General features: G+C 53.0%; 21 protein-coding genes. 9 read left to right on the top strand and 12 right to left on the bottom strand.

Annotated elements, in window-relative coordinates; all coding sequences use genetic code 11:
- Nucleotides 1-37 precede the first annotated feature (37 nt).
- The 5 genes from RX972_RS18535 to RX972_RS18515 form a co-directional block, all read right to left on the bottom strand.
- Complete coding sequence (locus RX972_RS18535; RefSeq protein ID WP_027899194.1) at nucleotides 38-388, bottom strand: hypothetical protein; 351 nt, start codon at nucleotides 386-388, stop codon at nucleotides 38-40.
- An 88-nt stretch (nucleotides 389-476) separates the two neighbouring features.
- Nucleotides 477-920: a DUF6386 family protein gene (locus tag RX972_RS18530; protein ID WP_263267593.1), complete on the bottom strand. Its 444-nt coding sequence runs from the start codon at nucleotides 918-920 to the stop codon at nucleotides 477-479.
- A 58-nt stretch (nucleotides 921-978) separates the two neighbouring features.
- The gene (locus RX972_RS18525) at nucleotides 979-1,305 is read right to left on the bottom strand and encodes a hypothetical protein (RefSeq protein ID WP_027899192.1); all 327 of its coding nucleotides are present in this window, start codon (nucleotides 1,303-1,305) and stop codon (nucleotides 979-981) included.
- Nucleotides 1,306-1,320: 15 nt separating this feature from the next.
- Nucleotides 1,321-1,680, bottom strand: a complete 360-nt coding sequence (locus tag RX972_RS18520; RefSeq protein WP_263267590.1) for a hypothetical protein — start codon at nucleotides 1,678-1,680, stop codon at nucleotides 1,321-1,323.
- 30 nt (nucleotides 1,681-1,710) lie between these two features.
- On the bottom strand, nucleotides 1,711-2,142 hold the full coding sequence (locus RX972_RS18515; protein ID WP_316877581.1) for an SMI1/KNR4 family protein: 432 nt from the start codon (nucleotides 2,140-2,142) through the stop codon (nucleotides 1,711-1,713).
- Between the two features lie 384 nt (nucleotides 2,143-2,526).
- On the opposite strand from RX972_RS18515, the gene RX972_RS18510 reads away from it, so the two are divergent.
- The 5 genes from RX972_RS18510 to RX972_RS18490 all read left to right on the top strand — a co-directional run bounded on the left by RX972_RS18510 (nucleotide 2,527) and on the right by RX972_RS18490 (nucleotide 6,350).
- Nucleotides 2,527-3,429, top strand: a complete 903-nt coding sequence (locus RX972_RS18510) for a hypothetical protein (protein WP_099271110.1) — start codon at nucleotides 2,527-2,529, stop codon at nucleotides 3,427-3,429.
- A gap of 135 nt (nucleotides 3,430-3,564) precedes the next feature.
- Nucleotides 3,565-4,281, top strand: a complete 717-nt coding sequence (locus tag RX972_RS18505) for a hypothetical protein (RefSeq protein ID WP_122394801.1) — start codon at nucleotides 3,565-3,567, stop codon at nucleotides 4,279-4,281.
- Nucleotides 4,282-4,334: 53 nt separating this feature from the next.
- Complete coding sequence (locus RX972_RS18500; RefSeq protein WP_231675788.1) at nucleotides 4,335-5,045, top strand: hypothetical protein; 711 nt, start codon at nucleotides 4,335-4,337, stop codon at nucleotides 5,043-5,045.
- Between the two features lie 54 nt (nucleotides 5,046-5,099).
- Entirely contained in the window at nucleotides 5,100-5,810 is a 711-nt protein-coding gene (locus tag RX972_RS18495; protein WP_231675789.1) for a hypothetical protein, read from the top strand.
- A gap of 66 nt (nucleotides 5,811-5,876) precedes the next feature.
- Nucleotides 5,877-6,350, top strand: a complete 474-nt coding sequence (locus RX972_RS18490; RefSeq protein ID WP_231672987.1) for an SMI1/KNR4 family protein — start codon at nucleotides 5,877-5,879, stop codon at nucleotides 6,348-6,350.
- Between the two features lie 327 nt (nucleotides 6,351-6,677).
- Here RX972_RS18490 and RX972_RS18485 read toward each other — a convergent pair whose 3' ends face one another.
- Both RX972_RS18485 and RX972_RS18480 read right to left on the bottom strand, forming a co-directional pair.
- Nucleotides 6,678-7,232 (bottom strand): HD domain-containing protein, encoded by a 555-nt coding sequence (locus tag RX972_RS18485; RefSeq protein WP_263267583.1) that lies wholly within the window; start codon nucleotides 7,230-7,232, stop codon nucleotides 6,678-6,680.
- A 24-nt stretch (nucleotides 7,233-7,256) separates the two neighbouring features.
- A complete protein-coding gene (locus RX972_RS18480) occupies nucleotides 7,257-7,403 on the bottom strand; it encodes a hypothetical protein (protein ID WP_316877580.1) in 147 nt (48 codons plus the stop codon).
- 124 nt (nucleotides 7,404-7,527) lie between these two features.
- Between RX972_RS18480 and RX972_RS18475 the strand changes: the two genes are divergently transcribed.
- Together RX972_RS18475 and RX972_RS18470 are read left to right on the top strand one after the other, a co-directional pair.
- Complete coding sequence (locus RX972_RS18475) at nucleotides 7,528-7,908, top strand: hypothetical protein (RefSeq protein WP_316877579.1); 381 nt, start codon at nucleotides 7,528-7,530, stop codon at nucleotides 7,906-7,908.
- A 186-nt stretch (nucleotides 7,909-8,094) separates the two neighbouring features.
- On the top strand, nucleotides 8,095-9,081 hold the full coding sequence (locus RX972_RS18470; protein ID WP_316877578.1) for a DUF6508 domain-containing protein: 987 nt from the start codon (nucleotides 8,095-8,097) through the stop codon (nucleotides 9,079-9,081).
- A gap of 60 nt (nucleotides 9,082-9,141) precedes the next feature.
- Here RX972_RS18470 and RX972_RS18465 read toward each other — a convergent pair whose 3' ends face one another.
- The 5 genes from RX972_RS18465 to RX972_RS18445 form a co-directional block, all read right to left on the bottom strand.
- Nucleotides 9,142-10,086: an alpha/beta hydrolase gene (locus tag RX972_RS18465; RefSeq protein WP_316877577.1), complete on the bottom strand. Its 945-nt coding sequence runs from the start codon at nucleotides 10,084-10,086 to the stop codon at nucleotides 9,142-9,144.
- A gap of 52 nt (nucleotides 10,087-10,138) precedes the next feature.
- Nucleotides 10,139-11,161 carry a transketolase family protein gene (locus RX972_RS18460; protein ID WP_316877576.1) on the bottom strand — a complete coding sequence of 341 codons (1,023 nt, stop codon included), beginning with the start codon at nucleotides 11,159-11,161 and terminating at the stop codon, nucleotides 10,139-10,141.
- On the bottom strand, nucleotides 11,158-12,006 hold the full coding sequence (locus RX972_RS18455; RefSeq protein ID WP_122709122.1) for a transketolase: 849 nt from the start codon (nucleotides 12,004-12,006) through the stop codon (nucleotides 11,158-11,160). The genes RX972_RS18460 and RX972_RS18455 overlap by 4 nt, the downstream gene beginning before the upstream one ends.
- A 17-nt stretch (nucleotides 12,007-12,023) precedes the next feature.
- On the bottom strand, nucleotides 12,024-13,325 hold the full coding sequence (locus RX972_RS18450) for an MFS transporter (RefSeq protein ID WP_099271100.1): 1,302 nt from the start codon (nucleotides 13,323-13,325) through the stop codon (nucleotides 12,024-12,026).
- Nucleotides 13,326-13,410: 85 nt separating this feature from the next.
- Nucleotides 13,411-14,160, bottom strand: coding sequence for an SDR family NAD(P)-dependent oxidoreductase (locus RX972_RS18445; protein WP_099271099.1), 750 nt, complete (start codon nucleotides 14,158-14,160; stop codon nucleotides 13,411-13,413).
- Between the two features lie 189 nt (nucleotides 14,161-14,349).
- Here RX972_RS18445 and RX972_RS18440 point away from each other — a divergent pair, with 189 nt between their 5' ends.
- Together RX972_RS18440 and RX972_RS18435 are read left to right on the top strand one after the other, a co-directional pair.
- Complete coding sequence (locus RX972_RS18440) at nucleotides 14,350-15,267, top strand: LysR substrate-binding domain-containing protein (protein ID WP_099271098.1); 918 nt, start codon at nucleotides 14,350-14,352, stop codon at nucleotides 15,265-15,267.
- 228 nt (nucleotides 15,268-15,495) lie between these two features.
- The gene (locus RX972_RS18435) at nucleotides 15,496-16,473 is read left to right on the top strand and encodes a 5'-nucleotidase (protein ID WP_316877575.1); all 978 of its coding nucleotides are present in this window, start codon (nucleotides 15,496-15,498) and stop codon (nucleotides 16,471-16,473) included.
- The last annotated feature ends 18 nt before the right edge of the window (nucleotides 16,474-16,491 follow it).

Genomic DNA, 16,491 nt, shown 5'->3' with positions numbered 1-16,491 from the left:
GCATTCAGTGTTTCTGGCGAGTCAATGGACCGGGATGTTATTCATAAACGCCATCGTCTTGTGCTTTTCCAATGAAAGCATCCATCAGATCACCCTGGATTTCTTTGCCATCGCAAGAAAGTAGAAAATCTCCCTCCAGGTTGTCGGGGAAATGTACGCCGTCCAGTGTCCCTAAAATAACGCTGGCACTATCAGATATCACGACTTTCAAAAAGTTTATAACGTCGGATCTTTGCGCGTCATTCAGTGAAGCCAGAGCATTTCTTGCCCTTGCATAGAGATCCGTGCCGTTATCCGGCGGGCTGTTCAAAGCCACTTGGTATTGGTTAAAGTTGTATTTGAACAGGTCGTCATAGATCGCCTGAACAAAATCCTGGTCTGAAGACATAAGTACTCCGCTGGTACATTGCTGAATGCATGGGTTGTCAGGTTGAGTGAGCGGTGACGCTTTGTATCAGGTCTTGCACTTTCACAGTTTATAGCCGTATAGGCTCTTTTATAGCATTGTGTTTTTCTGATGTCAGGGTGAAACAGAGTTCTATGGTATTGCCCGCCCTGGCGAAGCCCATGCTGTAGTGGCCTGGGGCGAAGTCTAACGTTTCTCCTTGGATAACGTCAGAACCATCAGGTTCAAGATCTCCTCCAGACGTGTCCTCTCCAGCCCCGATAAAAACTTTGCCCGACGGGAAGTGCAGGTTCAATGTGTCTGCTGCATTTTCAATGCTGTCCATTATTTTAATGGTGTAGCCACCGTCATCGCCTAAACCCAGAAAAGCGATATTACCTTTGTTGATCTCAAGAATCTCATCCTCCAAAATGCTCCACCAGTCAGGAGCATCTGAGACTCTATGCTTGATAGCGCCAAGATCAAATATTGAAAGGGTTGCGGTGTCTGTAAAAATGGAAAACTCTTTTGGCATATGGGGACACCTCAATTAAGGCTGTATTCAATCAGATTTGAAAATCCATAAAGAGTTTTTAGCGGCTCTCTGAGGCTCTTAGTTTATCCAGCTCTCGCTTGAGAAAACTAACATCTGAGCGATCAAGTCCACGGTCTATTTTTTGCCACCATTTAGGGATGACGTTTTTAAAGAGCTCGACGCCTTCTTCAGTGACGTCGGATTTACGAACTAAAAAATCCATTTTAAGGTCGCCATTTTCTGTGAAAGGAGGCGTGCTTATTACCCCCTCATCATGCAGAAACTTTAAAAGGGCAGTCGACATCTGGATTGTATTTTCTTTGTATTGCAGGTTTTTGTTTCTGCTATATAAAAGGGGCACGCTAAACAGTGTGAAGTCTATCATTGTCTTATCCTCAGGTCAGGATTGGCTGTTTTGCTGTCGCTCAAATTCTTCATCTGCGGCGGCTAGAATACTATTGACCAGGTCTGCCGTCACCTCGCGTTTTTCCAGGTTTCTGTTGTCTGCATACCTTTCCCCGTAAGGGATCTCATAGAATTTTACCGAGATTTTCTCTTCGGAAATTATTTTCAATACACCGCGGACGAATGTTGAAGTCTCTTGGAGGTCACCGTCAAAGAGCTCAATTTCCAGAACAGGATGACCACCACCGCAAAGGCTATTAACCTTCTGTAATGGTAGCATCAAGAATTTATGAAGTTTGATGAGCGTGGCGGGCCTGACAGTAGGTTCGTCAATAACGATAGCTAAAATAGACATTTTTTTTTCCTCGCTGATCATGCCAAAAGATTAATAATCTTCGGACTCTTCCCGTTCCAGCAGATAGGAAAAAAAGCTGGCATAGTTTTCCCAGCAGTCGGGAGGTGTTGAAAGTTCGCCTGTGCCCAAATGCTCAGCGTCATTGGCATCGCACCATATCACCACTGGAGATTTGGAGACATTCATGACGATGAGGCTTTCAGCAGGTTCAGCTAATACAATGTATTCCGTGCCCAGATTTATCGACTTCCTGAGGCGCAACGTCTCGCTGACAATGTTCAATGGATTAGTCGCGCTAAACATCGCGTGATGACTGATGCCCCCCAAAAAACCACCCGTATAAAAGGTTGCGATTTCTTTAAAGTCTTCAGGCAAACGCACGCTCAGGGAATTTTCTACCCCTCTCATATCCTCGGCAGAGGAGGTGTCGGCTTTGTAGAGGCTCAGGTATCTTTCTTTCAAGTCGTTAATGCTATGTCCTCACCTTTTTTAAAGAGGTTCTCACTTGGCAATCAGCTCAATATCCGTAACTCGCACCAGGCTTTGACAGCTCCAGCGGGCCTGGCTAATAAGGGATTAAACCACTTGCTCAGGCGCTTAAGCCAGTGCCTCTGACGGCGAGAGCGGTTTTGACTCGAAAGTACGATAAACCATGGTCCACGGAAACCCTTCTGAATTAAAAAATCAACACCGGTTGGTGAACGATATCGTTTAGCCATGTTCCAACCGCCGACAGATATTGCTCAGGCAATGTTCAGGTCCATTTGAAACTCTCATGAGCGCCACGTGTGTGGCAGGTTGCCTGGGCAGCTTTGCTCTTCAAACTCCATACAGGGAAGCAGAATTATGCAGCAATCCTCTCAGTCTCCAGAAACTGGCGAATTGATCGCTACCTTTCGCCACGGCAAAGGGTTTTTGGTGTTTAGCCTGGTTTTCGGTGTCGTATTGCTGGGGTTGGCTGCATTCGTGTTGTATCTGGGTACGATACTGCCGCCTGGCAACAATGGTCCGGTAACCACCGTCAGCCGTGGCATGACACTCAACTTTTCAAGCCCGCAGATGTTGATCAATTTAACGAGCGCTGGGTTGGCTATTTTCGGGCTTTGCACGTTTGCCATTTACGTATGGCATAAAAAACTGCGTGAGCCGGTTTACGAAGTTTTTGAGCACGGCATCGCTCGTTTGATCAAGGGCGAGCGGGAGTACACTGCGTTTGCCGATATCGAGGACCTCTACCTCTTTGGTTCCGGCCAGACCGTGATGACCGGCATGATCACCAACGTCGCCTACCGTCGTAATGCAAGCGAGCCTTTTCATCGGGTCATTGAAACCTTGAAAGGCTTTCATGACTTTGAACAGTTGGTGCGTGAGTTGCATGTACGGGCTCGTTTTCCTGAAGTGATGGACACGCTCGAGTCGGGGCGTGCGGTGACCTTCAACTACATAAGCTCCGGGCAAGTCTGGAGCAAGCGTGTGTCTGGCAACTTCCTGAACATCAAGACCTCGCCGATTACCGTCACCAGAGATTTTCTTGAAGTACAGGGAAGCAAGGTACCCATGTCAACCTTGCGCACGATTGACCTGAGCAATTGGACCGAGAAAGTCGTCATCAAAGACGAGAATGGAAAAGTCGTGCTGTCGACGATATGCACCGGCATTCTGAGTCATGACTTGTTCCTCAATACGCTGCACGTGCTGCTTGGCGCTGAAACCGGAAACCGCGACCAGGTAGAGCCCGTTCTGGCTTGATCGGTATCGGTATCGGTATCGGTATCGGAAGCGGTGGCAATGGCCACTGCTTCCGTTTTCAGGTTGAGCGTGCATACCCTGGCCTGAATCAGATTGTTTTAAGATCGTCACCTGATGACGACGGAGGAAGTGTTGATGGACATGGGCCCGGAAAACCTGAGGAAGAGCCTTTATGGTGTCTTCGGCCTGACAGCAATGTTCAGCGCATTCATGTTTGCAGGTACCGGGTATTTCTGGGTTTTGGGTGGGGTTTTGTTGGTGCTGCTGGCACGTACCATCTACTTGATACATATAAGTGAGAGTTTTGTCGCTGTGTTCACCCATTATCACGTGGGCTTTGTTGTGTCGTTTTCCATCATGATTTCAGGTTGTTTGTATTTGGTGGCACGGAGCGATTATGAACAATCCTTCATTGACTCTATCTCTTTAGCGCTGGTGCCTGTGCTGCTTTTTACGGTTGAGGTATTGTTTTTCTACTTTACCCGCCCTCCAAAGGGCAAAGCCGGTTACGAGGTCAGGGGCAATAAAGTGGTGGTGATAGACCAACCGTTCAGCCACTTTGCGGGGAACCTTCTGGCATCGATAGTGCTGGTGTCGGGTATTGCAATGATGATGGCGTGGCAGCTCAGCGAGATGGCATTTGTGGTTTACGTGCTAACACTGTTGACCCTTTATTTAATCTATATCCGCCGACACTGGTTTCGGGTATTGAAAACTATCAGGGTCAAGGAGAAGCGCGCCTCGGAATTGACCTTTGAAAACATCGATGAAATCAGGGAGGCTCGCCGTCGCTGGTGGATGAGCAGGCTGCTGAATTGGCTGATTTCGCTGAGCAAGACCTCAAAACGTTGAGCCCGAATCAGATGTTTCAATGCCATTAGCCTGGGAGGGTGGAGGAAGTGCTTATGGATGCAGAAGGCATGAAGACGGGCCTTTATAGTATATGGGGCCTGACAGCGCTGTTCAGTTCGATATTTTTTGTCGGCTCCGGGTATTTCTGGGTTGTGGGTATTGCTCTGCTGGTACTGCTGTTACGTACCCTGTATTTGATCTATATAAACGAGAGTTATGTTGCTTTTCTCTCGCACTTTCAGAAGTGCTCGCTTGCATCGTTTACCATAATGATTTCAGGCTGTTTGTATATGGTGGGGCGGGGCGACTATGAACAATCTTTCATTGACTCCATCTCTTTGGCCATGGTGCCTGTCTTGCTCTTTGCAGTCGAAGTCGGGTTTTTCTACTTTACCCGCTCTCCAAACGGCAGGGCCGGTTACGAGGTCAGAGATAATAGAGTGCTGGTGGAACGTGGACAGTACAGCCAGTTCGTAGGGAACGTGCTCGCATCTATAGCGCTGGTGTCGGCTTTTGGGATTAAGATAGTGTGGCAGGTCAGCGATGGTTTCGTTGCAGTTTACGTGCTGACACTGAGTGTCTTTTATTTACTCTACATCTCCCGAAACTCGATTCGTATGTTGAAGGCTATTAAAGCCAAGGAGAAGCGTGCTTCGGAGTTGACCTTTGAAAACATCGATGAAATTCGGGAGGCTCGCCGTCGCTGGTGGATGAGCAGGCTGCTGAATTGGCTGATTTCGCTGAGCAAGGCCTCACGACGTTGAGCCTGAATTACATGTTTCAATACCGTTAATCTGAGAACGGTGGAGAAAGTTGTCATGGATCCAGAAGAAATGAAGAAGGGCCTTTCTAGTATATGGGCCCTGACAGCGCTGTTCAGTTCGATATTTTTTTTCAGCTCCGAGTATTTCTGGGTTGTGGGCATTGCTTTGCTGGTGCTGCTGTTACGTACCCTGTATCTGATTTATATAAATGAGAGTTATGTTGCGTTTCTCTCGCATTTTCAGAAGTGGTCTCTTGCTTCGTTTACCCTCATGATTGCAGGCGGTTTTTATATGGTGGGTCGGAGCGACTATGAACAGTCTTTCGTCGATTCTATCTCTTTGGCCATGGTGCCTGTCTTGCTTTTCGCAGTCGAAGTCGGTTTTTTCTATTTTACCCGTTCTCCAAACCGCAGGGCCGGTTACGAGGTCAGAGATAATAGAGTACTGGTGGCAGGAGGGCAGTACAGCCAGTTCGCGGGGAACCTTCTGGCGTCTATAGTGGCTGTATCGGCACTTGCGATGAAGATGGCGTGGCATGTCAGCGATGGGGTAGTTGGAATTTACGTGCTAACACTGAGTGTCTTCTATCTAATCTACGTCAGCCGAAACTCGATTCGTATGTTGAAGGCTATTAAAGCCAAGGAGAAGCGTGCTTCGGAGTTGACCTTTGAAAACATCGATCAAATTCGGGAGGCTCGCCGCCGTTGGTGGACCAGCAGGCTGCTGAATTGGCTGATTTCGCTGAGCAAGCCCTCAGGCCGCTGATGGCTCATCACGTCAATTCCACACTTCTCTGGCCGCGTCTCATCGTTAATCGAAAGGAAAAGAGTCATGCCGACTACACCTCAAGCCTTTACCGAATGCCTCACCACTATCGAGCAACTGCTGCCCCCCGATAGCCTTGCGACACTTCTACCTCCAGCAAGCGAGACTTCAATCCAGCAGATAGAACAATTGCTGGGTGCGCCTTTGCCAATGGGCCTACGTCAGTTGTTGTTCTGGCATGACGGCCAGGAGTGGAATGCGGAGCTGCGCGAAAGTGACAACCGACGCTTGCTCGCCGCCAGTGAAATAATGGATGCATTGAAATTTTTTCTCGACCCGGAGGAAGAGTTCTGTGAGCCATGGGAGCGATATTGGGTACCGTTCCTGACCAATGACTCGGGGGACTATGTTGTTGTGGATGCGTCGCCTTCAGGTACTGGAGAGCTCATCCATTATTGGCACGATTGGGACGACCGGAGTGTTGCATACCAGTCCTTGACTGAATGGGCTCAGGGTCTTAAGGAAGAGCTCAGTCAGTAAACGGCCTGGAAAGAGCGCGTTGAATCCCATGCCGCTCTCATCAAAAAAATAACTAACTGGATTTAAATGCTTTTCTGTAGGTGGTCGTGCGCGCTCTTCAAACGAAAGAATGAGTTTATCTGTAGGAGGTCGCACAGTGTCCCTGAGACCGCACTGTCGCGCAGCAAACACAGGATCTGTAGGAGCGCGCTTGCCCGCGATCGCGTCAGCACAGGCGATATACTTATCGACTGACAGACAAAATCGCGGGCAAGCGCGCTCCTACAGATCCTGTGTTTGCTTCGCGACAGCGTGGTGTCAGAGAAACCTGAGTTGATCCCGATGATCTCAGTCTGTGAATTCACTAACGTAAAGCTGTTCATAGCGCGCCATGGTGTCAGTGAGCCGCTGCCTGAGGTAGTCACTCGCATGTCCGAGCGCTGCCAGAATCTGTTCGGACTCGACGAGATATGAAGCGCGTTTGGCCTTGGCCCATGTGGCGGGTGCCGACTGCAGGTTGGTGATTCTGTCGCACAGTTTTATCGAAGCAGCTTCACGAGAATGGCTGGCGATACCCTGGAAGTAGCGCTCTTCGGAGAACGGTACAATCAGGTTTTTACTCAGGCTCGCGACAGTCGAATACACCTCTGGACCAAAGGCGTCTGTCAGCGCTTCCTGCGTAGTGGGGGTGTCCTCCAGCACGTCATGTAGCAACGCAGCGGGTAAGGCAATTGCCAGATCGCCGACCGAGGACTCCCGGGCGGCAAAAATCAGTTCATTGGCAACCATCGCCACGTGGGTTGTATAGGGCAGGTCCGAGCCTGTCATTTTCTGCCCAAAGTGGGCGTGAGAGGCGTATAGCCAGGCTTTGTTATAAAGGCGTTGCAGGTCATCACCAGGCATGCGGACTGTCTCCAGAACAGGTGGTTAATTGCGGGGAAAGCTTTCAGGTGGCGTCCCATTGGATAACTGGATTCTCAGGCCCCGGGCGATTTGCATGCCGATGTAGCAGGCGGTTCCCAAAGCATTGGCCAGCTCCGGGTCGTCGGTCAGCTTTGCGGTTTTACGTGGCACTCGTCATCACGCCGATGACGAAAATTCATCCCCGGCCTTTCTGGTTTCCCGATAGGTGACCGGGGGATACTGTACTACACCGTATCGCGGGCAGAGGCTGAGTGGGAGGCAAAGGAGTATTTACATGACAACAGAAAAACTCGGGAAACCGAGAAGGCCAAGAAAGGCAAAGCCATGCCCAGGCGACAACGCACGCAGGGTTCTGAAAAAGATGGATTTCTGGGTAGGTTGCGCCTATCTGGTGACCCCTTTGCTATTGGTGCTCCTCGGCGGGAAGGATATGATCTTTAATGTGATATTGATCTATCCAGTCATCAGTGTGGTTTTTTTTGTTGTCCGTCATCGCTATCTGAAAAAACTGCCCAGTGAAGAGCTCCGACACATTGTTCCGTGGAGTTATATTTACACAGGGCGCGGCATATCCATGGTGATTCTGATCCTGACTTTTTTTTCACTCGCTATGGCACTGTTCAATGAAGCCTGCAAGTTATGGCCTTGGCTATGAAAAAATAGTTGTCTGTTACCTTCGCTCCACGTCATGACACGCTGGACAATCTTTTCAATATTATCCCGCTGCTAACTCATCAATTATCGGATTTGCTGGCGGGCCGAACATCGCAGGTATCTCAGATACTGACCTGATGCCAAAAATCTTAAAGTGCAGGATCTGTACTGACGTGGGATTTCATAGATGAAACTTCTGGATCGTTTGAAAGCGTACTTCGGCCACAAACAAAGCCCCGTTGAGCCCCAGCAAAGCCCTGTCAAGCCCAAGGTTGCTTCGAATTCCCCGACCCGCAACGAAGGTGAGCCGCTGTCGCGTGTCGCCCAAAACCTCAGTTGGCTGCCGGTCTATGAGGAGCCAAAACCACGGTCACTCACTCCGCCCGCCTGCCCGCCGATTTCGCTGGATGACACCACCCTGATCAGTCGCTACGAAGCCTGGATCGCCCAGGCTGAACAAGCTGAACCCCATGATTTGAGTTGGGAGTTTCGTGAGGCAGGTCGCCAATTGGCGGGGAAGTTGTTTTCGAGTGTTCTCGATCTCTCCAGCATGAAGGGGCGAGAGGGCTCGGAGGATATTTACTGGCTGCTGCAAAGCGCGGCCATCGCTTCGCTGTTTGCAGAGGGGCCGCAATCGGAAGCTTTTCTCCACTACAGCAAAGATGTTCAGTCCTACGGTAAAAATCCCTATACCTCCGGTCAGGTCCAGGCGTTTGAGCTATACGTAGCGTCACACCTCCATAAAGCCGAATTGCACCGCGCCACTTCGGAGAGTGCCGCCCCAGCGCCGCGCCCGCCCAGCGAGCCCGTGCCTCAGGCCGCCGACATGGACGAACTGCTGGCCTGGCGACCCAGGCTCTATCCCCGCGGAGTGGCGATAAAAACCCATGTGCTTGAGGATCGTTGGCCCGCGTACTTCGATGTCGTCAACGACTTCTACCGGATTCTGGAAAAAGAATGCTGGACCGATATCGATTACATGAAGCACGGTGCCGCAATCATGCTCAAGGACGAAGCCTATATCGCTCGGGCGAGCCTGGGAGATATTCAGACGATGCTGACGCTGTGCCTCAGGGGAGAGCGTTTCTGTGATGGGCACCATGGCGCGGTTATCCGGGATGGTTACGTGCTGAATGTACTGAACAGGTTGGCGGTGTTGCGGGAGGGGGTTTGAGCGGCGGCTCGTAACGATACCGTTTTGCTCCAGGAGCTTGATCCAGGCAATCCGGTTCGCTCAAAGCGCCAGCATTTTCCTCAGTGCTGCTTCTACATCACGTTCGCACTGCCGGGTGATCGCGCCAGGGTATTGATCGAACATATGCGGGACACCCGGGTAGACATGCATTTCCGTCTGAACGCCGGATCGCGAAAGCGCAAGCGCAAAGGCCACGTCCTCCTCCAGGAATAAGTCCAGAGACCCCACGCTTATGAAACTTGGGGGCAGTCCTTGCAGATCTGACGCGAGAGAGGGGGAAAACAGATGCGCTTGATCGTCATCAAGCGTGTATGAGCCTTGCATGCAATCCCAGCAGAACCGGTTTGCTTCCCGTGACCAGCTCAGTGTCCCGGTTGTTGGATTATCCGACGTCGCTGCCGAAGAGCCGGTTCGGTGGTCGAGCATCGGGTAGATCATCATAAGGCCTGCAGCTTGATACTGACCTCTATCACGCAGGAGCAAGGCTAAAGCTGCGGCGAGTCCACCCCCTGCGCTATGACCCATGATGACGAGTCTGCTTACGCTCACCCCTAAGGATGATGCCTCGCTGAACAGCCATTTTAGCGCGGTATAGCAATCCTCAAGCGGGGCGGGAAATGAGTGCTCGGGAGCAAGCCGGTAGTCAGGTGCTACCACCACTGTTTTCAACGTGTTCGCAAGGTTGGCCAGATAGTCGTCCGCCATCTCCGGACGGCCCAGGACAAATCCGCCTCCATGGATATACAGGATTGCCGGGAGTATTTTTTCATTCACCACGGTGGCGTCGGGGCGGTAGATGCATAAACGAATGCGTAAACCCTCTGTGTCAGTCGCCCAACGTTGGTCGCAACGAGCAGTGGACGTTGGTTTGTATCCACTAGAGACGCGGTTTCTGATGGCGGGAAGGGAGTCCAGCGTCCATTCACTGGAGGGCTCATCCAGGAAGAACTCATACGAGGGGTCCAGCAGTCTGGCGGTGTCCACTGTTCAGCTCCTTTTCAAGTCGGGGACGCAGCGCGCCCCCGGGATGAAGCGTTTACAGCCAGCCTTTGATTTGTGTGCAAACAGCGTGTGTGGAAATGCCGTATCGGTCGTGAAGCGTCGGAAGCGCACCCGCGTCGAGGAAGGCGTCGGGCAGCGCAATTTGCCTGAACGTGGGGGTTACGCCGTTGCGCAGCAGCGCCGTTGCTACCGCTTCTCCCAGACCACCGATGATTGAGTGGTTTTCTGCTGTTACCACCAGTCTGCCGGGCTTTCTCGCCTCGGCAAGAATGGTTTGCTCATCCAGAGGTTTTATAGTCGGAACGTGCAGAACTGCAACGTCAACGCCGTCAGCCTGGAGCTCTTTGGCGGCTTCAAGAGCGCGCATGGTCATCAGTCCAGTCGAAATGATCAGAACGTCGTTACCTGTGCGCAACGTCTTGGCCTTGCCGATTTCGAACTTATATCCGTATTCGTCCAGGACCAGCGGCACGTTACCGCGCAGTAGTCTCATGTAGACCGGCCCTTGGTGGGCTGCAATGGCCGGGACTGCCTGCTCGATCTCAAGAGCATCGCAGGGGTCGACGATCATCAGATTGGGCATCGCGCGAAAAATCGCCAAGTCATCTGTTGCCTGGTGGCTAGGGCCGTAACCCGTTGTCAGGCCTGGCAGGCCGCAGACGATTTTGACATTGAGATTTTCTTCCGCGATGGCCATGCAGATGAAGTCATAAGCACGGCGTGAGGCGAATACCGCATAGGTTGTGGCGAAGGGAACGAAGCCTTCACGGGCCATGCCGGCTGCGGCGCTCATCAGCAGTTGTTCTGCCATGCCCATCTGGTAGAAGCGATCCGGGTGCGCCTTGGCGAAGATATGCAGATCGGTGTATTTGGACAGGTCGGCGGAGAGACCGACGATATCCGGACGCTGGTCGGCAAGTGCCGCCAAGGCATGCCCGAAGGGTGCAGATCGGGTTGCCTGACCCTCGGAGGCGATCGATGCAATCATCGCTGAGGTCGTGAGTTTCTTCTTCGCGACTGCCGGAGTCTGGGCAGCATTGTTATTGGCAATACTCATGCTGTTTTACCTTCTTCAAGGTTATTCAGGGCGACGTCCCATTCATGCTCATCCACACGGATAAAGTGGGTCTTCTCGCGGGTTTCCAGAAACGAAACCCCTTTACCCATTTTCGTGTCGCAAATGATGACTCTGGGTTGCGCGGCAGTGTGGGCTCGCGCCGCGTCGAAGGCTTTGACCAATGCATCCAGATCATTGCCGTCCACACGCTGCGTGAACCAGCCGAACGCCTGCCAGCGATCAACAATGGGTTCGAAGGCAAGGATTTCGCTGGAGTGACCGTCAGCCTGCTGGTTGTTGACGTCGACGATGGCAATAAGGTTATCGAGCTTCCAGTGGGAGGCAGACATCACGGCCTCCCACGTTGAGCCTTCATTCAGCTCGCCATCGGACAGCAGGTTGTAAACAAACGATGCTGATTGTTTGCGTTTCAATCCAAGGCAGGCACCTACCGCGATACCCAGGCCTTGACCCAGTGAACCGCCTGTGATTTCCATGCCGGGGGTGTAAGTTGCCATGCCGGACATCGGCAATCGGCTGTCATCCGAGCCATAGGTTTCAAGTTCGTCCAGCGGGATGATTTCAGCTTCAATGAGGGCTGCGTACAACGCGATCGCATAGTGACCGATGGACAGATAAAAGCGATCACGCTGCTCCCATTCAGGATCGTGAGGCTTGTAGTTCATCGCGTGAAAGTAGGACACGGCCAGCAGATCAGCAGCACCCAATGCCTGGCCGACGTAGCCCTGGCCCTGGACTTGCCCCATGCGCAGAGCATGGCGGCGGATGTTATGAGCTCGCTGCACCAGCGTTGTGGCCGGTGCGAGTGATGGATTAGCAGTCATGGTAATACTCCGTTGACTCAACGATTGACCAGAGCGGCCGGGATGCGCAGCACCAGACAGGCACCGATGCACAGCACTCCGGTGATGAGGTACATGCCAATGGCGCTTGAGCCGGTTGTCGTGGTGATCCAGCCGATCAGGTAGGGCGAGCAGAAGCCTGCGAGGTTGGCGAAGCTGTTGATGCCAGCGATGCCTGCCGCAGCCGACACACCGCCCAGCAATGTGGTGGGTAACATCCAGAAAAGTGAGGACGCGGACAGAACGCCGGCCGCTGCGAGGCATAGGCTCAGCACCGAAAAAACCAGGTTTCCACCCATCAATGCTGCAAGGGTAAGGCCTAGCGCACCCGCAATCATGGGGCCGACGAGGTGCCAGCGGCGCTCACGGTGTTTATCCCCGCTGCGGCCCATCAAAAGCATCACCACGATGGCGCACATGTAGGGCAGGCTGGTGACCAGGCCGATGTGTAGCGGGTCAGCAACGCCCGCATTTCTGATGAGGGTCGGTAGCCAGAAAGTAATCGCGTACTGCCCCATGACGACACAGAAGTAGATGCACGCCAGCAACCAGAGCCTGCGATCGTGCAGAAACTCCTTAACAGAGCCGTGGGTGACTTTGCGGCTGTTGTCCTCCTCAAGCTCCTTGTTGATGAGCGCCTTCTCATCATCGGTCAGCCATGTGGCCTGATGTACACCGTCCTTCAGATATCCGAGTACGAACAGGCCTACGATGACGGTGGGGATCGCCTCGATGACAAACATCCACTGCCAGCCAGCCCAGCCATGAAAGCCGGCGAACTTTGCCATGATCAAACCTGACAGAGGCCCGCCGATCATTCCCGAAAGCGGAATGGCAATGAACCACAGCACAGTCATTTTTGCGCGGCGGTACGAGGGGAACCAATAAGTGAGGTAGAGCAGAAGTCCCGGGGCCAGACCCGCCTCTGCAATACCCAGCAAAAAGCGCAACGTGTAGAACTGCCAGGCCGTTTCGACGAAAGCGAACAGGGCGGAGATAATTCCCCACGAGATCATGATGCGCGCGATCCAGCGACGTGCACCCACTCTATGAAGGATCAGGTTGCTGGGCACTTCGCAGAGGAAGTAACCAATAAAAAACATACCCGCACCGAGTCCGTAGACGGCCTCGCTGAACGCCAGGTCGTTCATCATCTGAAGCTTTGCAAAGCCAACGTTGACTCGATCCAGATAAGCGCACAGGTAGCACAGCATCAGGAAGGGCATCAGTCGCCAGGCGGTTTTGCGATAAGCGTTGGAACGCGCGGTCGAAGCCGCTTCGAGCGTCATGGTGGTGATCATGATTGTCTGATCTCTTGTTGTTATAGACCGCCCGGCGCAAAGCAGGGCGTATCGTCGATCGAGAACATGGTGGGCCGCTACCGACTCAGTGAATCAGCATGCCGCCGTTGACATCCAGCGTGATACCCGTGAGATAGGACGACAGGTCGCTGGCCAGAAACAGCGCTGCGTTGGCAACGTCCTGAGCTGCGCCAAGACGACCCAGCGGGATGCCATCAATGATGGCGTGACGGCGTTCGTCCTGCATCAGTCCGCCCGTGATATCGGTATGAATGAGTCCGGGCGCGATCGAGTTGATGCGGATCTGGTCTGGCCCGAACTCACGGGCCATCGCTTTGCCCAGTCCGAGTACACCGGCCTTGGCGGCGCTGTAGTGCGGACCACCAAAAATTCCGCCTCCGCGCTGCGCAGAGACGGATGACATGCAGACAATGCTGCCCGAAGACTGAGCGCGCATGGTCGGGATGACCGCTTGAGACATCAGGAGCGTGCCACGCAGGCTGACGTCGAGCACCTTGTCGTAATCGGAGGGGCGTATATCGAGTGTCTTGATGGGCTGCGTGATACCGGCGTTATTAACGAGCACGTCGATTCGACCAAAGCGTTCCAGAACCTTGGCCACTGCCTGCTTAACCTGATGTTCGTCAGCTACGTTTGCGGCCAGGCCCAGGTGGCCGTCACCGAGCGCAGCGGCTGCATCACGTGCTGCCGACTCATCAAGGTCCAGAATGACGACCTGTGCACCATGTTTAGCGAAGGTGATGGCCGTTGCGCGACCAATGCCGCGTTCTGATGCTGCGCCGGTGATGATTGCGACTTTGCCTTGAAGAAGCATGAGGGATACCTCTGATTGTTTTTATGGTTCGATCTTGTGATCGATGATTCAGAGTGTTCCTGGCAGGTGTGCCGAGCAATAACGTAAAAGTCACTGCTAGGTGAATAAAATTCACCTCTCGTCATCCGAAATAACTAATGGTTGAATGCTGCTTCTCCACGACCACTAAAAACAATAGGCGAAACGTTGATGCGCCAGATCGCCCCACCTTTATCTCATCTGCCACCGCTGAGAGCGATTCAAGCCTTCGAGCAGACCGCGCGCTTTGGCAATCTCGCCCGTGCGGCGGAAGTGCTGGATCTCACGCCTTCAGCGGTTAGCCACCAGTTGGCAAAACTGGAGGTCATGATTGGACGACAGCTGTTCGTTCGGGCCGCACGTGGTGTGACGCTGACTCCTGTGGGCGAGCAGTATCTGAAAGATATTTCCGGGTTGTTGCAGAGCCTGGAGGTCGCGACAGAACGCGCGGCAAGTGATGTCAGCCTGGATTGCCTGCGACTGCATTCGTCGCCCAGCTTTGGTCTGCTCTGGCTGATGCCCCGTCTGGAGGCGTTCCGAATGAGCAATCCCGACATACAAATAAATTTGTCATGTTCCTACGAGTCGTTGCATTTCAGTCAGGACAAGATTGACGTTGATATTCGCCACGGTCTGCCAAACTGGCCCAGTTACGAAGTTCGAACGGTGCGCAACGAGAGTTTCATGGTGCTGGCCTCGCCCAAGCTGCTCGCGCGCTGCCCTGTCAGCAAAGCAGTTGATCTTCTTGCCGAGGATCTGATCCTTTCTGAAGCAACTTTGCTTCGCTGGCCAGAGTGGTTCGCGCAGCACGGCTTGGCACGCCCGGAGAAGCCTTATGCGCTCAGTTTTGATCGCTCGTACATGACCCTTGAAGCGGCGAGCCACGGCTTGGGTTTCGCGCTGGAAAGCGCGCTTCTGGCCCAAAAGTACATCGCCAACGGCACGTTGGTTGAGGTTGCGCCTGAAGCGTTGAGTTCACCGGTAGCCGCCCATCATCTGGTTTTTCCAAAGGCTCACTCCAGCTTTCCTCGGGTCAGGCGCTTCCTAGAGTGGATGGAGAAAGAACTCGGACACAGTTTCGTATTTTGATTCCGTCAATCAGCAGTGCAATGCCTGAATATTTCGACGCGGTAGCTGCATGAACTACACGAGGCAAGCCATTGAAATGAGCTTGACCGATATGTCACGTTGCAGCAGCCGGGATTAAGTCCTGCTCAATCGCATCCTCGACGACGGATCGTAGAGCAGGCATATCACCGGTACACTGCCCTCGACTGTATTGCTGTCGCACCCACTTAATTAACCAAGAGAACCCTAATGCCCTACGAGCTGGAAAATCGTTTAGTCATCGGTGTCGCCTCTAGCGCGGTATTTGATCTACTGGACTCGGACGCGGTGTTTCGCAGCCAGGGGGAGGGGGAGTACCGGAAGTTTCAGGAGAAAAACCTGAACAATCCGTTACCCAAAGGGATCGCTTATCCTTTCATCAAACGTTTGCTGTCGCTGAATGACTTGTGTGAAGACCCGTCCGATCCACTGGTCGAAGTGGTGCTGTTATCCCGAAATGACCCGGACACAGGGTTGCGGGTGATGAAGACTATTGAGCATTACGGGCTGGGCATGACCCGCGCTATTTTCATGCAGGGTCGGTCCCCGTACGAATACATTCCGGCCTTGAACATTGCGTTGTTTCTGTCGGGCAACAAGGCTGACGTCGAGGCTGCGATCAAGGCCGGGCATCCGGCTGGGCAGGTGCTGGATTCGCAGTTTGATGACGATGAAGACGACAAGACGCTGCGCATCGCCTTCGACTTTGACGGGGTGCTGGCGGGGGATGAGGCCGAGACAGTCATGCAATCTTCTGGCTTGGTTGAATTCCATGCACATGAAGTAAAAAACGCCATGGAGCCGCACAACCCTGGCCCTCTGAAAGAGTTCATGGTCCGGATGGCGAGGATCCAGTCTGTTGAGGAGGAGCACAAAAAGCTCAACCCTGACTATGAAAACCGGATCAGGGTTTCCATCGTTACCGCCCGAAGCGCCCCATCACATGAGCGCGCGCTGAATACCCTGAAGAGCTGGGGCGTGATGGTCAACGACGCGTTCTTTCTGGGCGGAATAGAGAAGGGCAAAGTGCTCGCCGTTTTAAAGCCACATATCTTCTTCGATGACCAATCCGGGCACCTTAAGTCCGCCAGTGCCGTGGCACCGTCGGTTCATATTCCGTTCGGGATTACCAATCGCAAGCCGGTTGAGTTGCCTGTAGAGTTTGGACAGACACCATCCACCCCGTGACAGGGCCAGATGCTGAAT

Origin of the sequence: Pseudomonas syringae group sp. J309-1 (assembly GCF_032582135.1) — a bacterium.
Taxonomy (GTDB): domain Bacteria; phylum Pseudomonadota; class Gammaproteobacteria; order Pseudomonadales; family Pseudomonadaceae; genus Aquipseudomonas; species Aquipseudomonas quasicaspiana.
This window is presented reverse-complemented; position numbering and strand designations above follow the sequence as displayed.